Annotated in this window: 18 protein-coding genes; 5 read left to right on the top strand and 13 right to left on the bottom strand. The window is 73.7% G+C overall.

The genetic code is table 11. The features are described from left to right. Window positions 1–10: 10 nt before the first annotated feature. The 3 genes from ABEA81_RS19345 to ABEA81_RS19335 are packed head-to-tail and all read right to left on the bottom strand — an operon-like array spanning window position 11 to window position 1,985. Window positions 11–724, bottom strand: coding sequence for a maleate cis-trans isomerase family protein (locus ABEA81_RS19345; RefSeq protein ID WP_345606592.1), 714 nt, complete (start codon window positions 722–724; stop codon window positions 11–13). After that, on the bottom strand, window positions 721–1,485 hold the full coding sequence (locus ABEA81_RS19340; RefSeq protein ID WP_345606591.1) for a maleate cis-trans isomerase family protein: 765 nt from the start codon (window positions 1,483–1,485) through the stop codon (window positions 721–723). Before ABEA81_RS19340 ends, ABEA81_RS19345 begins: the two co-directional genes overlap by 4 nt. A gap of 5 nt (window positions 1,486–1,490) precedes the next feature. Further along, window positions 1,491–1,985 carry a DUF3830 family protein gene (locus ABEA81_RS19335; RefSeq protein WP_345606590.1) on the bottom strand — a complete coding sequence of 165 codons (495 nt, stop codon included), beginning with the start codon at window positions 1,983–1,985 and terminating at the stop codon, window positions 1,491–1,493. 200 nt (window positions 1,986–2,185) lie between these two features. Between ABEA81_RS19335 and ABEA81_RS19330 the strand changes: the two genes are divergently transcribed. Continuing rightward, window positions 2,186–3,049, top strand: coding sequence for a D-2-hydroxyacid dehydrogenase (locus ABEA81_RS19330; RefSeq protein WP_345606655.1), 864 nt, complete (start codon window positions 2,186–2,188; stop codon window positions 3,047–3,049). Then, window positions 3,046–4,467 carry an amidase gene (locus tag ABEA81_RS19325; RefSeq protein WP_345606589.1) on the top strand — a complete coding sequence of 474 codons (1,422 nt, stop codon included), beginning with the start codon at window positions 3,046–3,048 and terminating at the stop codon, window positions 4,465–4,467. Before ABEA81_RS19330 ends, ABEA81_RS19325 begins: the two co-directional genes overlap by 4 nt. Window positions 4,468–4,482: 15 nt before the next feature. Here the strand turns inward: ABEA81_RS19325 and tatB are convergent, their stop codons facing one another. The 4 genes from tatB to sigE all read right to left on the bottom strand — a co-directional run bounded on the left by tatB (window position 4,483) and on the right by sigE (window position 7,823). After that, window positions 4,483–4,860, bottom strand: a complete 378-nt coding sequence (tatB, locus tag ABEA81_RS19320) for a Sec-independent protein translocase protein TatB (protein ID WP_345606588.1) — start codon at window positions 4,858–4,860, stop codon at window positions 4,483–4,485. A 26-nt stretch (window positions 4,861–4,886) separates the two neighbouring features. Further along, window positions 4,887–6,482 (bottom strand): S1C family serine protease, encoded by a 1,596-nt coding sequence (locus ABEA81_RS19315; protein ID WP_345606587.1) that lies wholly within the window; start codon window positions 6,480–6,482, stop codon window positions 4,887–4,889. A 73-nt stretch (window positions 6,483–6,555) separates the two neighbouring features. Continuing rightward, window positions 6,556–7,224, bottom strand: coding sequence for an anti-sigma factor family protein (locus tag ABEA81_RS19310; protein ID WP_345606586.1), 669 nt, complete (start codon window positions 7,222–7,224; stop codon window positions 6,556–6,558). After that, entirely contained in the window at window positions 7,221–7,823 is a 603-nt protein-coding gene (gene sigE, locus ABEA81_RS19305) for an RNA polymerase sigma factor SigE (RefSeq protein ID WP_345606585.1), read from the bottom strand. The genes ABEA81_RS19310 and sigE overlap by 4 nt, the downstream gene beginning before the upstream one ends. Window positions 7,824–8,010: 187 nt before the next feature. Between sigE and ABEA81_RS19300 the strand changes: the two genes are divergently transcribed. Then, a complete protein-coding gene (locus ABEA81_RS19300; protein ID WP_345606584.1) occupies window positions 8,011–8,676 on the top strand; it encodes an O-methyltransferase in 666 nt (221 codons plus the stop codon). Between the two features lie 124 nt (window positions 8,677–8,800). On the opposite strand, the gene glgC is transcribed toward ABEA81_RS19300, so the two are convergent. Continuing rightward, window positions 8,801–10,036 carry a glucose-1-phosphate adenylyltransferase gene (gene glgC, locus ABEA81_RS19295; protein WP_345606583.1) on the bottom strand — a complete coding sequence of 412 codons (1,236 nt, stop codon included), beginning with the start codon at window positions 10,034–10,036 and terminating at the stop codon, window positions 8,801–8,803. Window positions 10,037–10,201: 165 nt separating this feature from the next. On the opposite strand from glgC, the gene glgA reads away from it, so the two are divergent. Continuing rightward, entirely contained in the window at window positions 10,202–11,365 is a 1,164-nt protein-coding gene (gene glgA / locus ABEA81_RS19290) for a glycogen synthase (RefSeq protein ID WP_345606582.1), read from the top strand. Here glgA and ABEA81_RS19285 read toward each other — a convergent pair. Then, entirely contained in the window at window positions 11,341–11,901 is a 561-nt protein-coding gene (locus tag ABEA81_RS19285) for a CGNR zinc finger domain-containing protein (protein ID WP_345606581.1), read from the bottom strand. The genes glgA and ABEA81_RS19285 overlap by 25 nt on opposite strands. Window positions 11,902–11,975: 74 nt before the next feature. On the opposite strand from ABEA81_RS19285, the gene ABEA81_RS19280 reads away from it, so the two are divergent. After that, window positions 11,976–12,164, top strand: a complete 189-nt coding sequence (locus ABEA81_RS19280; RefSeq protein ID WP_345606580.1) for a hypothetical protein — start codon at window positions 11,976–11,978, stop codon at window positions 12,162–12,164. Between the two features lie 113 nt (window positions 12,165–12,277). Here ABEA81_RS19280 and ABEA81_RS19275 read toward each other — a convergent pair whose 3' ends face one another. From ABEA81_RS19275 to ABEA81_RS19260, 4 genes are all read right to left on the bottom strand, one after another. Beyond that, complete coding sequence (locus tag ABEA81_RS19275; protein ID WP_084211001.1) at window positions 12,278–12,445, bottom strand: DUF3117 domain-containing protein; 168 nt, start codon at window positions 12,443–12,445, stop codon at window positions 12,278–12,280. 168 nt (window positions 12,446–12,613) lie between these two features. Then, window positions 12,614–13,186 (bottom strand): DNA-3-methyladenine glycosylase I, encoded by a 573-nt coding sequence (locus ABEA81_RS19270; protein WP_345606578.1) that lies wholly within the window; start codon window positions 13,184–13,186, stop codon window positions 12,614–12,616. After that, window positions 13,179–13,643, bottom strand: coding sequence for an SRPBCC family protein (locus ABEA81_RS19265; RefSeq protein ID WP_345606576.1), 465 nt, complete (start codon window positions 13,641–13,643; stop codon window positions 13,179–13,181). Before ABEA81_RS19265 ends, ABEA81_RS19270 begins: the two co-directional genes overlap by 8 nt. Beyond that, on the bottom strand, window positions 13,640–13,996 hold the full coding sequence (locus ABEA81_RS19260) for a DivIVA domain-containing protein (RefSeq protein WP_345606575.1): 357 nt from the start codon (window positions 13,994–13,996) through the stop codon (window positions 13,640–13,642). The genes ABEA81_RS19265 and ABEA81_RS19260 overlap by 4 nt, the downstream gene beginning before the upstream one ends. Between the last annotated feature and the right edge of the window lie 2 nt (window positions 13,997–13,998).

Below are 13,998 nucleotides of genomic sequence, written 5' to 3'. Positions count from 1 at the left end.
ATCTCCTCGATCAACCGGCGAACAGCGCGCCGAAGCCGGCACGCGGGGTGTCCGCGCCCGCGAGGCGCAGCCCCTGCCAGATGCTCACCTGGTTGGCCGTGAGCACCGGCTTGCCGACGCGGGCGTCCAGCTCGTCGAGCAGGCCGATCGTGTGCAGCGCGGTGTCGGGCAGCAGCACCGCCTGCGCGTCGGCGTGGTCGGCCGCCGCAGCGAACTCCAGCACGGCGTCGGCCGGCAGGGTGCCGACCTCGGCGGCGGTGATGATCCCCTTCGCCGAGAGCGACAGCACCTCGATCCCGGCGGTGCCGAGGAAGGCGACGAACCGCTCGGCGACGTCGTCGGGGTACGTCGCACCCACCGCGACCCGGGTGACGCCCAGCCGCGCGCAGGCGTCGACGAACGCGAACGACGTGCTCGACGCCGGCACGCCCGCCACCGCGCCCAGCGCCTCGACCTGGGCCGTTGCGCCGTCCCAGCCGAAGACGAAGCTCCCGCTCGTGCAGGCCCAGACCACGGAGTCCAGCGAGGGGCCGAGTGTGCGGACGCCGTCGGCCAGCACGTCGTCGCCGCCGATGTCGAGCAGCGCGTCGACGCGGTGCGCGTCCTCGCGCATGAGGGTGTGCACCAGCGGCAGCCGCGGGCCGCCGAGCAGCGATTCGGCGAGCGGGTAGTCGTCCTCCGCGGAGTAGCCGGGGTAGAGGATTCCGACGGTGGGGGTGGTCATGCGGCTCCCGGGGCGAGGCGGTCGTGACTGGCGAGCAGGCTCCCCCCGCCGACCGCATCGCGGCCCATGGCGCGGAGAGCGGCCCACATGGTGACCTGGTTGGCGGTGAGCACCGGCTTGCCGAGCGCCTGCTCGAGCGGCTCGATGAGGTCGTAGGTGGGGACGTTCGTGCAGCTGATGAACAGGGCTTCTGCGGCGGGGTTGTCGGCGGCGCGGACGATCTCCACGACCTCCGAGTACGTGACCCGCCAGATGTTGCCGAGCAGGCCGAGGCCCTCGCTCGACACCGTGCTGACACCGTGTTCGGCGAGGTAGGCGACCAGGCGGCGGGTGACCGGTTCGACGTACGGCGTGGCGATCGCCAGCCGCGAGACGCCGAGCACGCGCAGCGCGGCGATCAACGCGCCCGACGTGGTGCACGCGACCGGGGCGCCCGCGTCCTCCATCGTGCGGCGCAGCACCTCCTCGCCGGTGGCGCCCTCCACGAAGCTCCCCGACGTGCACGCGTAGATGACCACGCCGGGTTGGGGGGTGAGCACGTCCCGGGTGGCACGGCGGACGGCGCGGCGGTCGCCGCAGGCCACCGCCATCTCGACGGTGACCGGCGTGGTGAAGAACGGCAGCCGCGTGAGGTAGAGCGACACGTCCTCGGGCGCCCATCGCCACAGCTCGCGGTCGAGGGCGAAGTCGAACGGGGCGACGACCCCGATCCCCTGCTGGTGGTCCGGTTCGGTGAGACCGACCGAGAGCTCGGTGGGCACGGCAGCTAACCGAGCCGCTCGTACACCAGGCGCTCGCCGACGCTGCCGGATCGCCAGACGTCGTGGCAGGCCTCGGCCATGACGTCGAGGCCCTCCGTGATCGAGGCGTAGACGTTGCCCGGCACCCAGCCGACGTCCCCGTTGATCAGCAGGTTGTTGCGGCCGTAGAAGATCGCGAGGTCGATCCCACCCGCGTCCGCGTCGATCCCCTGGTCGGCCTTGAAGGCGGTGTCGAGCATGCCGCCCCCGAAGTCGAACAGCACGACGTCCCCGGGGATCGGCGTGACCGTGGGGTTCTCGCGGCCGATCTCCGCGAAGCGGGGCACGATCGTGTACACCTCGTTGCGGGCGTACTTGGCGTGCTGCGCGTCGCCTTCCAGGGGGCCGCGCTCGAGGGCACGCCACACCGCCGCGGTGGTGCGCGGTGCCTCCTTCTCCAGCAGCTCAGCCACACAGGACACGCCGCGGCGGGCGAGGCTGATGCGGAGGAACTTCGACATGAGGCCGCTCCCGGCGTCAGAGGGGTTACCGCGGCGCCGCGGATTGTTGACAATAGTACGAGGGCTTCCTAGCGTGTCAATCCTCGCCCCCTGTTCGGGAAGGTCCCTCCGAATTGCCCGTTTCCGCTGGTCAGCGGCCCGTCCCGACGATCGCGGTGCTGCACGGTGACGATCGACCGCCCGGCCTCGCACTCGACGGCATGCGGTTCGCGTCCGATGCCTCCTCGCTCGCCGAGGCGCTGCCCGGCGCCGAGGTGCTGCTCGTCTGGGACTTCCTCTCCGACGCCGTGCGCGACGCATGGCCCGCCGCCGACTCCCTGCGCTGGGTGCACACCGCGAGCGCGGGCGTCGACCGGCTCACCTTCCCGGGGCTGCTCGAGTCCGACGTCACGCTGACCAACTCCCGCGGCGTGTTCGACCGGCCCATGGCCGAGTACGTGCTCGGGCTGGTGCTCGCGATGGCCAAGGACCTCCCCGGCACGGTCGCCGCCCAAGCGCGCCGCGAGTGGCACCATCGCGAGACCGAGCCGATCGCCGGGCGCCGCGCCGTCGTCGTGGGCGGGGGCCCGATCGGGCGCGCGATCGCGGGGCTCCTGGGCGCCGTCGGGATGGCCGTGCAACTGGTCGGGCGCCGCGACTTCGACGGCCTGCCCGCACTGCTGCCCGGCGCCGACTGGCTCGTCCTCGCCGCGCCGCTCACCGACGCCACCCGCGGAATGCTCGACGCCACCGCGCTCGCCCGGCTCCGCCCGTCGGCCCGGGTGATCAACGTGGGCCGGGGAGCGCTCGTCGTCGAGCCCGATCTCGTCGACGCGCTGCGCGACGGGCGGATCGCGGGCGCGGCCCTGGACGTCTTCGCCCACGAACCCCTTCCCGCCGACTCGCCGCTGTGGACCCAGCCCGGCGTGATCGTCTCGCCGCACATGTCCGGTGACCTGATCGGCTGGCGGCAGGCATTGGTGGAGGTGTTCAGCGACAACCTCGCCCGCTACCGGGCGGGCGAGGAACTGCACAACGTCGTGGACAAGACGTTGGGCTACGTGACGACCGGAGGTGGGGCGTGACCGCCGACCTGGCTGCCGCAGAACTGACGGCGACCCAACTGCTCGCGGGCTACCGCACCGGCGAGCTGTCGCCCATCGAGGCCACGGAGGCGGCGCTGCAGCGGATCCGCCGCCACGACCCCGAGGTCAACGCGTTCTGCCTGGTGGACGCGGACGCTGCGCTCGGCGCCGCCAAGGAGTCCGAGGAACGCTGGCGGCGGGGTGAGCCGGCCGGGGTGCTGGACGGCGTGCCCATGTCCATCAAGGACATCCTGCTCACCCGCGGCTGGCCCACCCTCCGCGGCTCGCGCACCGTGGACCCGAGCGGGTCGTGGGACGTCGACGGCCCGCACGTCGCGCGCGTGCGCGAGCAGGGCGCCGTGCTGCTCGGCAAGACCACCACGCCGGAGCTGGGCTGGAAGGGGGTCACGGACAACCCGCTCACCGGCGTCACGCGCAACCCGTGGGACCCCACGCGCACGGCAGGCGGCTCGTCCGGCGGCAGCGCGGCGGCCGTGCTCCTCGGGATGGGGCCGCTGAGCCTCGGTACCGACGGCGGCGGTTCCGTGCGCATCCCGGCGGCCTTCACCGGCACCACCGCGCTCAAGCCCACCTACGGGCGCGTGCCGCACTACCCGCCCAGCCCGTTCGGCCCGCTCGCCCACGTCGGCCCGATGACGCGTACCGCCGCCGACGCCGCGCTGCTGCTCGACGTGCTGTCCGGCGCCGATCCCCGCGACCCGTGGGCGCTCGCCCCCACCGCCGGCGCGGTCGCCGCGCTCGGCACCGGTGTGGCCGGGCTGCGGATCGCGGTCAGCCCCACGCTCGGCTACGTCGACGTGCACCCCGACGTCGCCGCTGCGTTCGCGGCGGCGGTGCGGGTGTTCGGCGAGCTCGGCGCCCACATCGAGGAGGCGGACCCGGGCTTCACCGACCCGATCGAGGCGTTCGAGACGCTGTGGTTCAGCGGCGCGGCGAAGTCGATCGAGCACCTCGGGCCAGAGCAGCGCGCGCTGATGGACCCGGGGCTCGTCGCCGTCAGCGAGCAGGGCGCGCGGGCGTCCGCGCTGGACTACCTCACGGCGATGGCCGTGCGCAACGATCTCGGCACCCGAATGGGCGAGTTCCACACCCGCTTCGACCTGCTGCTCACCCCGACACTGCCGATCCCGGCCTTCGAGGCCGGGGTCGAGGTGCCCAGCGGCTGGCCGCACGAGCGGTGGACGACGTGGACGCCGTTCACCTACCCGTTCAACATGACCCAGCAGCCCGCCGTGAGCGTGCCGTGCGGGTTCGCGGCCGCGCGGAGCGACGGCGCACGCCTGCCGGTGGGGCTGCAGATCGTCGGCCCGCGCCACGCCGACAACGCGGTGCTGGCCGCGGCCCACGCGTTCCAGCAGGCGACGGACTGGCACACCCGCCGCCCCGCCAGGGCCTGAGTGGGCCGGCGCAGGTTACGTGGCGTCCGGGTCGACCGGGGGGATCTCGTTCCTCGCCAGCCGCTCCGGCGCGGGCGGCGCCGCCGGTGGGTTCGGCTTGGGGGCGTAGCCGTTCGGCTTGGGCGGGTCGTCGTCGAAGAGGGTGCGCGTGACGGCCGTGCGCGGGTTGAAGCTGCGCAGGCCGCGCAGCTCCTCGAGCGGCTTGCGCAGCTCGTCGAACTCCGGGCCGAGCTCGCCGCGCAGCTGCTCGCGGGCTCCGGTGGCGTACTCGCGGACCTGCCTGATGGCCTTGCCGGCCCATGCCGCCGCCGACGGCAGCCGCTCGGGGCCGAGGATGAACAAGCCGGCCACGATCAACACGAGGATCTCGCCCCAGCCGACGCTGTCGAACACGGTGCCAGCCTACGTCGAAGCGGCGGCTAATCCGAGCCCAGTACGACCGACACCGTGAGCGGACGGCCCTCGCGGATCAGCTGGACCTCCACGGTGTCACCGGGGTTGTGCTCCCGGTAGGCGACGACGAGCTCGTCGGCACCCGCGATCGGCCTCCCGGCCAGGCGGGTGATCACGTCGCCCTCGAGGATGCCCGCCGCCTCCGCGGCCCCACCCTGCTGGACGTTCTGCACCTGGGCGCCGTCGGTGGTGCCGTCGCTGACGGAGCGGGCGTTGACGCCGATCTCGGCGTGGGTGACGGTGCCGGTGCGGATCAGCTCCTCCGCGATGCCGCGGGCGTCGTCGATGGGGATGGCGAAGCCGAGGCCGATCGAGCCGCCCTCGCCCATCCCGATGCTGCGGATCGCGGTGTTGATCCCGACCACGGCGCCCGTGGAGTCGACGAGCGGGCCGCCGGAGTTGCCCGGATTGATCGCCGCGTCGGTCTGGATCGCGTCGATCACCGCGTTGGTGTCGGTGCCGGACCCGTCGAGGCGCACCGGGCGGTCGACCGCGCTGACGATGCCCTCGGTGACGGTGCCGACCAGGCCCAGCGGTGAGCCGATGGCGATCACCCCGTCGCCGACGACGAGCCCTGCCGATGACCCGAACGTGGCGACCACCGGGTTGGCGACCTCCACCTTCACGACGGCGAGGTCGGTCTTCGGGTCGCGGCCCACGATCTGCGCCGCGGCGCGCGTGCCGTCGTGGAAGATCGCCTCGATCTGGGCGCCGGTGACCTCGGCAGCGGGCGCCACCACGTGGTTGTTCGTGAGCACGTAGCCGGACGGGTCGATGACCACGCCGGAACCGGTGCCGCCCTCGTCGCCCACCCGGACCTCGAACGAGACGACGGCGGGCACGGTGCGAGCCGCGATGTCGGCGACCGAGCCGGGCGGCCGTTCCCGGCCCGGCACCGTCTGGGTGATCGTGGGGTCCGGATCGGTGAGGCCCGCGGCGCCCTCCGCCGTGAAGCGGCCGACCATGCCCCCGGCAGCCCCGACGAGCAGCGCGACCACGGCGAGCAGCGCGAGCGCGCGCGGCTCGACCCGGCGCCCGAAGAGCACTTCGCGCAGGCTGAGCCGGGCGCCTTCGCCGCGCACGGGCTCGCTGGTGCGTCCCGCGGAGCCCGCGGGCGGGCCCAGCGCGGCGGGGCTCTCCGGGTCGCGCCACGGGTCGCGCTCCGCGCCCTCGTTCCAGAACGCATCCTCCGGCGCCGCGCCGGTGCCGGAGCCGTTCTCCTGCGGGCGCTGCAGCGACGGGGCCGACGGGTCGGGGCGGCCGAACGCGCTGGCGAGAGCGGCAGGCGGCGGGGCGACGAGCGTGGTGGACTGCGCAGCGCCGCCGGGCTTGGCGGCGCCGTTGCGCTGGGCGGCGAACCCACCCTCGACACCACCTGGCCGGCCGAAGACCGCGGCGGCAGCGGGATCGACGGTGGGCCGCTCCAGTGGCCGCGGCCCCAGGCGCGGCGGCTCGGCGTCGGACTGCTGTGGGAGCTCGACCGTGCGGTCCTCGCCAGGGCCCTCGGTGCCGTCTCCTCGCTCCGCCGAGCTCGGCTCGGCGGGGGTGTTGGGATCGCTCATCCCTCGGCGGACTCCTGGGCTCTGCGGACCGGACCCCCTCAGCCTGCCTCAGCGGCGGTGAAGTTCGGGTAACTCAGCGGGGCTGGTGGCCGTCGACCGGCGGGACCGAGGTGGGCGCTGCCGACGGCGGCACGCTGGTGGCCGCCGCGGGCTGCGGGGCGGGGGCGAGCCGCAGGCGCGCGTCGACCGGGGTGGCCGCGCCGCCGAGGATCGGACGGCCGGGCATCTCCGGCTCTCCCGGGACCGGTGCGGCCGAGCCGGACACGGCCGCGGGCGCGGCGAAGGCGATGGCGCCGGCGGCGAGGCCGGACACGGCGACACCGGTGCCGAGCCACATCCTGCGGTGCGTGCGGTCCTGCGGCGCGCGCGCGTCGGCGTCGGCGCGCGTGCCTCCCCGACGGGGGCGCTCGGGACGCAGCACCGAGACGAACTGGCCGTCGGGCGTGACCGCGAGCCCGGCGGGCGGCGCCGGGAGGTCGGTGTGCTGGGGGATCGAGCGCAGGCTCGACAGCAGGGAGGACGGCAGGCTGGGACAGTCCGCCGTGCGCAGCGCGGAACGGGCCTGCCCCTGGGCGACGACCTGGGCGGCGCATTCCGGGCACTGCGCGAGGTGCTGGGTGGCCCGCAGGTGCGGGCCGGCGGCGAGCTCGTCGTCGACGTACGCGACGATGGCGTCGGACGACAGGTGATCGTGGCCCCAGTCCGGGGTGGTCACCGAGATGCGCCAACGCCCTGAACTCACCCGTGTACCTCCTCGAGCTCCGCCCCGCGGACCTCCGCTGCCCGGCGACGCTCCAGCGCGCTGCGCAGGGCGGCCCGGCCGCGGTGGATCCTGCTCCTCACCGTACCCAGCTTCACGCCGAGCGTCGCGCCGATCTCCTCGTAGGACAGACCCTCGACGTCGCACAGCACGACCGCGGCCCGGAACTCCGGCGGCAGCTCGTCGAGCGCGGCCTGCAGCTGGGGGTCGAGGTGGGTGTCGGAGAACACCTGCTCGGGCTGCGGCCCGCTGCCGGGGAGCCGGTCGGTGTCCTCGGGGAGCGCCTCCATGCGGATGCGGGAGCGCCTGCGCACCATGTCCAGGAACAGGTTCGTGGTGATGCGGTGCAGCCAGCCCTCGAACGTGCCGGGCTTGTAGGAGGCGAGGGAGCGGAACACCCGGACGAACGTCTCCTGGGTGAGGTCCTCGGCGTCGTGCGGGTTGCCGGTGAGCCGGTAGGCGAGGCGGTACACGCGGTCCGCGTGTTCGCGCACCACGTCGTCCCAGCTCGGTGGGGTCCAGCCGGCCTCCTCACCGGGCAGCAACGTGCTGCTCGGCAGTGTGGCTGAGCCTTCGCTCATCGTCGGGTCGCACCTCCTGCGGCGGGTCGTGCCTCTGGCCAACGGAGCGCCGGACCTCTGTGTTCCCGATGCTCCCACGGCCGACGACCCCGACCGCCTGACACATACGGTGCCCGATGCCCGTGAAACAGTGGTGAGAACCGGCTGAGAGGAGCCTGATAGAACGGGCCAAGTAGCCTTCCGCCTCATGTGGGTGCCGGACGTCGCCACCGATCTGTGGGCGCTGCGCGACCACGTCGGATCCTACCTCGCCGAGGACGACGTGCTCGCTTCCGCACGGGCGGGCGCCGAACGCTCCGGCTGTGTCCCCGTCGAGCCGGATGCGGGCGCCGGCCTGCGGTTCCTCGCCGCCACGATCGGGGCGCGCGCCGTGGTGGAGATCGGCACCGGAACCGGCGTCAGCGGGCTGTGGCTGCTGCGCGGCATGGCGCCCGACGGCACCCTCACCTCGATCGACATCGACCCCGAGCTCCAGCGCGCCGCCCGCGGCGTGTTCCTCGCCGCAGGCTACGGACCGGCCAACCTGCGTCTCATCAACGGGATGGCCCTCGAGGTGCTGCCCCGCCTCACCGACGCGGTCTACGACATGGTGTTCGTCGACGCCGGCCCGGCCGACTACCCGCGCTACCTCGAGGAGGCCGTGCGCCTCCTGCGCGACGGCGGGATCGTGGTCTTCGCCGGTGCGCTCGGCGCGGGCGTGGTGGACCCGGACGCGTCGGACCCGAGCACGGCGGGCCTGCGCGAGGTGAGCCGGATGGTCCGCGAGGACGACCGCCTGGTGCCGGTCCTGCTCCCGCTGGGCGACGGCCTGCTGGCCGCGCTGAAGGCGGGTTCAGCCCGCCCGGCTCCATGATCAGCGAAAGCGTGACCTGAGCCGCACCCAGAGCGGTGTTGCCGGATCGGGGTCGCAGCAGCGCAGCCGATCGTCACCCCGTGATCGCCCGGCCGCAGCGGCGGTTCGGCAAGCCCCAGGTCGCTCAGAGCGCCGTGGCGCCCTTCCCCAGCACCACCACGCCACCCTGGCTGACCGTGTAGCGCGCGCGGTCGAGGCCCAGGTCGACGCCGACCAGCGCGCCGTCGGGGATCACCACGTTCTTGTCGAGGATCGCGCCGCGGACGATCGCGCCGCGGCCCACCCTGGTGCCGGGCAGCACCACGGAGTCGGACACCTCGGCCCCGGCTTCGACGCGCACGTTCGGGCTGATCACCGATCGGCGCACGATGGCGCCGGAGATGATCGTGCCGGCGCCGACGATCGAGTCCTGGGCGATGCCGCCCTCCACGAACTTGGCGGGCGGCAGCGGGGCCATCGCGGTGCGGATGGGCCAGCGCTGGTTGTACAGGTTGAAGATCGGGTGCACGGACACGAGATCCGTGTGGGCCTCGTAGTACGCGTCGATCGTGCCGACGTCGCGCCAGTAGCCCGCGTCGCGGTCGGTGGCGCCGGGCACGACGTTGTCGGCGAAGTCGTACACGGCCGCGTCGCCCTGCGCGACGAGCCGCGGGATGATGTCGCCGCCCATGTCGTGGTCGGAGTCGCCGTCCTCGGCGTCGGCCCGCAACGCCTCGAGCAGCACCTCGGTGGTGAAGACGTAGTTGCCCATCGAGGCGAAGGTGACGTCCGGGTCGTCGGGCACCGACGGCGGGTCGGACGGCTTCTCCAGGAAGTCGATGATCCTGCCGCCCGGCTCGGAGTTGATCACACCGAACGCCTTGGCCTCGGTGCGCGGCACCCGGATGCCGGCCACGGTGACGCCCGCGCCGCTCTCGATGTGCCGGGCGATCATCTGGCCCGGGTCCATCCGGTAGACGTGGTCGGCGCCGAACACGGCGATGTAGTCGGGCCCCTCGTCGTAGACGAGGTTGAGGCTCTGGAAGATCGCGTCCGCGCTGCCGGTGTACCAGCGCCTGCCGAGCCGCTGCTGGGCCGGGACCGTGGTGATGTACTGCCCCAACACGTTGGACAGCCGCCATGTGGTGGAGATGTGCCGGTCCAGCGAGTGGGACTTGTACTGCGTGAGCACGCAGATGCGGTGCATCCCGGCGTTGACCAGGTTGGACAGCACGAAGTCGACGAGGCGGTAGTTCCCGCCGAACGGCACGGCCGGCTTCGCGCGGTCGGCCGTGAGCGGCCAGAGCCGCTTGCCCTCACCGCCTGCGAGCACCACCCCGAGGACGTTCGCCCCCAGCGCCAGCGGTGATGCGGGCGACATCCGCGCCCCTGTCATGGCGTCGCCCCGATCCGGGCCGGACCTACCGGCAGCGTCGTCACGAACCGAACACTAGTGCCCCAAAACCGTGCCGGGCCAGGGGAACGCCGGGTTACGCCTGGATCCGCACCCCCCGCGGGGCGGCGGCCGATGCCTTACCGTTCGCGCGTGCGCATCGGCCTGCTCACCCGCGAGTATCCCCCGGACGTCTACGGCGGGGCCGGTGTGCACGTCGAACACCTGGCGCCCGCGCTGCGCGAGCTCGTGGACGTCGACGTGCACTGCTTCGGCGAGCCGCGGTCGGCGCCCGACACCTACGCCCACCAGCCGCCGATGTCGCTCGACCACGCGAACCCGGCGCTGCAGACGCTCGGCGCGGACCTGTCGATGGTGGCCGCGCTCGGCGGCGTCGACATCGCCCACTCCCACACCTGGTACGCCAACATGGCGGGCCACCTCGCGAAGGTCCTGCACGGGGTGCCGCACGTCGTCACCGCGCACTCGCTCGAACCGCGCAGGCCGTGGAAGGCCGAGCAGCTCGGCGGCGGGTACCGGCTGTCGTCGTGGGTGGAGCGCACCGCGTACGAGGCGGCCGACGCCGTGATCGCGGTGAGCGCGGGCATGCGGCAGGACGTCCTGGAGTGCTACCCCGCCCTGGACGCCGACCGCGTCCACGTCGTGCACAACGGGATCGACACCGCCTTCTACCACCCGGATCCCGCCCGCGACGCCGCGCAGGCCGCTGGCGTCGACCCGGACCGGCCGAGCGTGGTGTTCGTCGGCCGGATCACCCGGCAGAAGGGGCTCTCGCACCTGATCGCGGCCGCCCACCACATCGACCACCACGCGCAGATCGTCCTGTGCGCCGGTGCACCGGACACGCCGGAGATCGCCGCTGAGACCGAGGCCGCCGTCGCCGAGCTCGACGCCGCCCGGTCCGGGGTGGTGTGGGTGCGCGGCATGCTGCCCACCACGGCCGTGCGCCAGATCCTGTCCGCCGCCACCGTGTTCGTCTGCCCGTCGGTCTACGAGCCGCTCGGCATCGTCAACCTCGAGGCGATGGCCTGCGGCACCGCCGTGGTGGCCTCCGACGTGGGCGGGATCCCGGAGGTCGTCGCCGACGGCGAGACCGGCCTCCTCGCCCACTTCGACGAGCACGAGGTGGACGCCTTCCGCTCCGCTCTCGCCGCCGCCGTGAACGCGCTGCTCGCCGACCCCGGGCGCGCCGCCGCCATGGGTGCGGCCGGCCGGGAGCGGGCGGAGCGGGAGTTCAGCTGGCGGCGGGCGGCCGCCCGGACCGTGGAGATCTACCGGGCGCTGGCAGCGGCTTGAGCCCTGGCCTTGACGCGCGCCCGGTGGGCGGCCACCGCGGAGCGGTTCGCGCAGGCGGACGAGCAGTAGCGGCGTGCTGCGTTGCGGGAGGTGTCGGCGAACACCTTGGCGCAGCCGTCGGCCGCGCAGCGGCCGTGACGGCTGACGCCGTACTCGGACACGAGCATGGCCAGCGCGAACGCGGTGGTGGCCCGGATGCGGTCGACGAGGCCGGCCTCCGGCGGCGTGTAGTGCAGGTGCCAGCCCTCGCCGGCGTGGTTCGTGACGTGCGGCTCGATCCGCACGTCCACGAGCAGGGCGTTGACCGCGGCGGCGGCGTCGGCGTCGCTCGTGGCGTCGAAGACGGTGCGCAGCCTGCGGCTCCACGCCCGCAGCGCGGGCTCGATGCTGTCCGGGGCGTCGAGCGCGCGGTACGAGTGCGCGACCAACACCCCTCGAAGCTGGTCGGGCACCCGGCCCTCCGGGTCCTCGATCACCGCGTTCACCAGGTCGACCGCGGCGCCGAGGGCGTCGCTGCGGTAACCGATGAAGTCCATTGGGCTATTACTACCACAGGCTCGCCGTGTAAGCTCCCAAACAGCGACGGTTATTACGGAGGGAGGGCGCGGGCATGCTGTGCACGCGGTGCGGGTGGCCCAGTGACGAGGCCAGGGTGCTGTCCACGCACCACACCTCACAGGGATGGGTGCGGTACCGCCGCTGCGTGTGCGGGAACGTGGCGATCGAGCTCGTGACGCTCGGCCCGGCGGCCGGAACGCAGGTCGAGCCGCTGCGCGAGCCTGCGGAGAGCGCTCTCTAGCTCGATCGGCCGGCGCGGGTCTCCGGAACTGCGAACGGCACCGACGGAGGGCGGGTGCCCTCCGCCGGTGCCGTTCGCCGGAACCGGGAGCCCCGGATGCGGGGCGCGTGCGCTCAGCCGGAGGCGGCCTTGAGAGCGTCGCCGAGGTCGCTGGCTTCCTCCGCCGACATCTCGACGACCAGGCGGCCGCCACCCTCGAGGGGGACGCGCATCACGATGCCCCGACCCTCCTTGGTCACCTCCAGGGGACCATCACCGGTCCGGGGCTTCATCGCCGCCATCTCCTGCCTCCTCCGTCGTCGTTAGTGGCCAGAGCCGTTGGCATCGCGGGGTTCGTTGCCGCTGCGCGGGCGTAGCGCGCGGCGAGGATGCTGGGAACATCTTTCCTCATCCGACGGATGGGGGTGCAACCGGAGCGATCAACCAGCAGGGTCGATCACGTTCCGCAATCACGGCGTTGCTGCCCGCCAGCAGTCGGCGACGTGATCGTCCACCAGCCCCGCGGCCTGCATCAGCGCGTAGCAGGTGGTGGGCCCGACGAACCGCATCCCCTGCCGCTTGAGCGCGCGGGCCATCGCCACCGACTCCGGGCTGGTGGCCGGGACGTCGGCGAGCGTGGCGGGCCGCGTGCGCGTGGCAGGGTCGGGAGCGAACGACCAGAGCAGCTCGTCAAGCGGCTGCTCGAGCGCGAGCACCCGGCCCGCGTTGTGGATCGTGGCCTCGATCTTCGCCCGGTTGCGGACGATCCCGGCGTCGCCGAGCAGCCGCTCCACGTCGGAGTGGTCGAAGGCGGCCACCGCGGCCGGGTCGAACCCGGCGAACGCGGCGCGGAACGCCGGGCGCTTGCGCAGGATGACCAGCCAGGACAGCCCGGACTGGAAGGCTTCGAGGCTCAGGCGCTCGAACATCGCCGTGACGCCGCGCAGCGGGCGTCCCCACTCCTCGTCGTGGTACGCGACGTACTCGGGCGCGGAGCCGGCCCAGCCGCAGCGGGCTCGACCATCGGTGATGGGGTTAGGCACCGGATCGGTATACCGCCTCGCACCGACGCTCCAGCCGGCGCAGTGAGATCACGAGCCCGGCCCGGACGGCAGGCCGCAGCAGCGGCCAGCCGAGCGCCCCCAGCGGGCCGAGCGGGAGGTCGAGCAGCTCCGACCACACGAACCGGGCGCGCTGCGGGCCGAGCGGCAGCACCTCGAACACGCCCTCGCCGCGTACCAGCCGCCCGACGTGCCGCACCACGCAGCGGCGCGGCGGCGTCCACTCGACGATCTCCATGCGGTCGGTCACGACGAGCGGGCCGACGCCGGTGACCGCCTCCAGGGTGGCCCCGAGCCGCCTCCCGTCGCCTCCGCTCGTCGGCCGGACCCGGGTGCCGAGCATCCACTCCCCCTGACCCGCCCAGTCGGTGACCCGCTGCCAGACCACCTCGGCGGGCGCCGCGACCTCCACCGGCACCGTGATCTCGACGCGCGTCATCGCTCGCCTTCTGCCGGCACCCCGGCACCGCCGGTGGTCGACGCGAGCGCCGACTCCAGCTCCGCCACCCTGGCGAGCAGCCCGTCGCGCTGCGCGCCCGTCCGGTCCAGCTGGTCGGCGAGCCGGGCGAGCACCCAGTCCACCTCGTCCATCCGATAGCCGCGCAGGGCCTGCTGGAAGCGCAGCTCGCGCACGTCGTCGCCGTCGACCTCGCCCGCAGGCAGACGGGTCGGCGTGGCGCCCGGCGGCAGTGGCGCCAGCTCCTCACCCCGCCCGAACACGAGGGCGGCGAGCCCGAACAGCGCGGCCCCGACCGCCACGACGACCAGGAGGTAGATCAGCGCGGTCCCCACCT

The sequence above is a fragment of the Pseudonocardia adelaidensis genome (assembly GCF_039543345.1).
Lineage (GTDB): Bacteria > Actinomycetota > Actinomycetes > Mycobacteriales > Pseudonocardiaceae > Pseudonocardia > Pseudonocardia adelaidensis.
The sequence above is the reverse complement of the archived record's forward strand: the minus strand, read 5'-3'. Positions and strand labels throughout refer to the sequence as shown.

Excerpts from the sequence above, each read along its gene's own strand:
- ABEA81_RS19330 (WP_345606655.1), top strand. The coding sequence starts at position 2,186 with ATGCGGTTCGCGTCCGATGCCTCCTCGCTCGCCGAGGCGCTGCCCGGC.
- ABEA81_RS19265 (WP_345606576.1), bottom strand. The coding sequence starts at position 13,643 with ATGACGCGCGTCGAGATCACGGTGCCGGTGGAGGTCGCGGCGCCCGCC.
- ABEA81_RS19300 (WP_345606584.1), top strand. The coding sequence starts at position 8,011 with ATGTGGGTGCCGGACGTCGCCACCGATCTGTGGGCGCTGCGCGACCAC.
- ABEA81_RS19285 (WP_345606581.1), bottom strand. The coding sequence starts at position 11,901 with ATGGACTTCATCGGTTACCGCAGCGACGCCCTCGGCGCCGCGGTCGAC.
- glgC (WP_345606583.1), bottom strand. The coding sequence starts at position 10,036 with ATGTCGCCCGCATCACCGCTGGCGCTGGGGGCGAACGTCCTCGGGGTG.
- ABEA81_RS19315 (WP_345606587.1), bottom strand. The coding sequence starts at position 6,482 with ATGAGCGATCCCAACACCCCCGCCGAGCCGAGCTCGGCGGAGCGAGGA.
- ABEA81_RS19335 (WP_345606590.1), bottom strand. The coding sequence starts at position 1,985 with ATGTCGAAGTTCCTCCGCATCAGCCTCGCCCGCCGCGGCGTGTCCTGT.
- sigE (WP_345606585.1), bottom strand. The coding sequence starts at position 7,823 with ATGAGCGAAGGCTCAGCCACACTGCCGAGCAGCACGTTGCTGCCCGGT.
- ABEA81_RS19280 (WP_345606580.1), top strand. The coding sequence starts at position 11,976 with ATGCTGTGCACGCGGTGCGGGTGGCCCAGTGACGAGGCCAGGGTGCTG.
- ABEA81_RS19345 (WP_345606592.1), bottom strand. The coding sequence starts at position 724 with ATGACCACCCCCACCGTCGGAATCCTCTACCCCGGCTACTCCGCGGAG.
- ABEA81_RS19275 (WP_084211001.1), bottom strand. The coding sequence starts at position 12,445 with ATGGCGGCGATGAAGCCCCGGACCGGTGATGGTCCCCTGGAGGTGACC.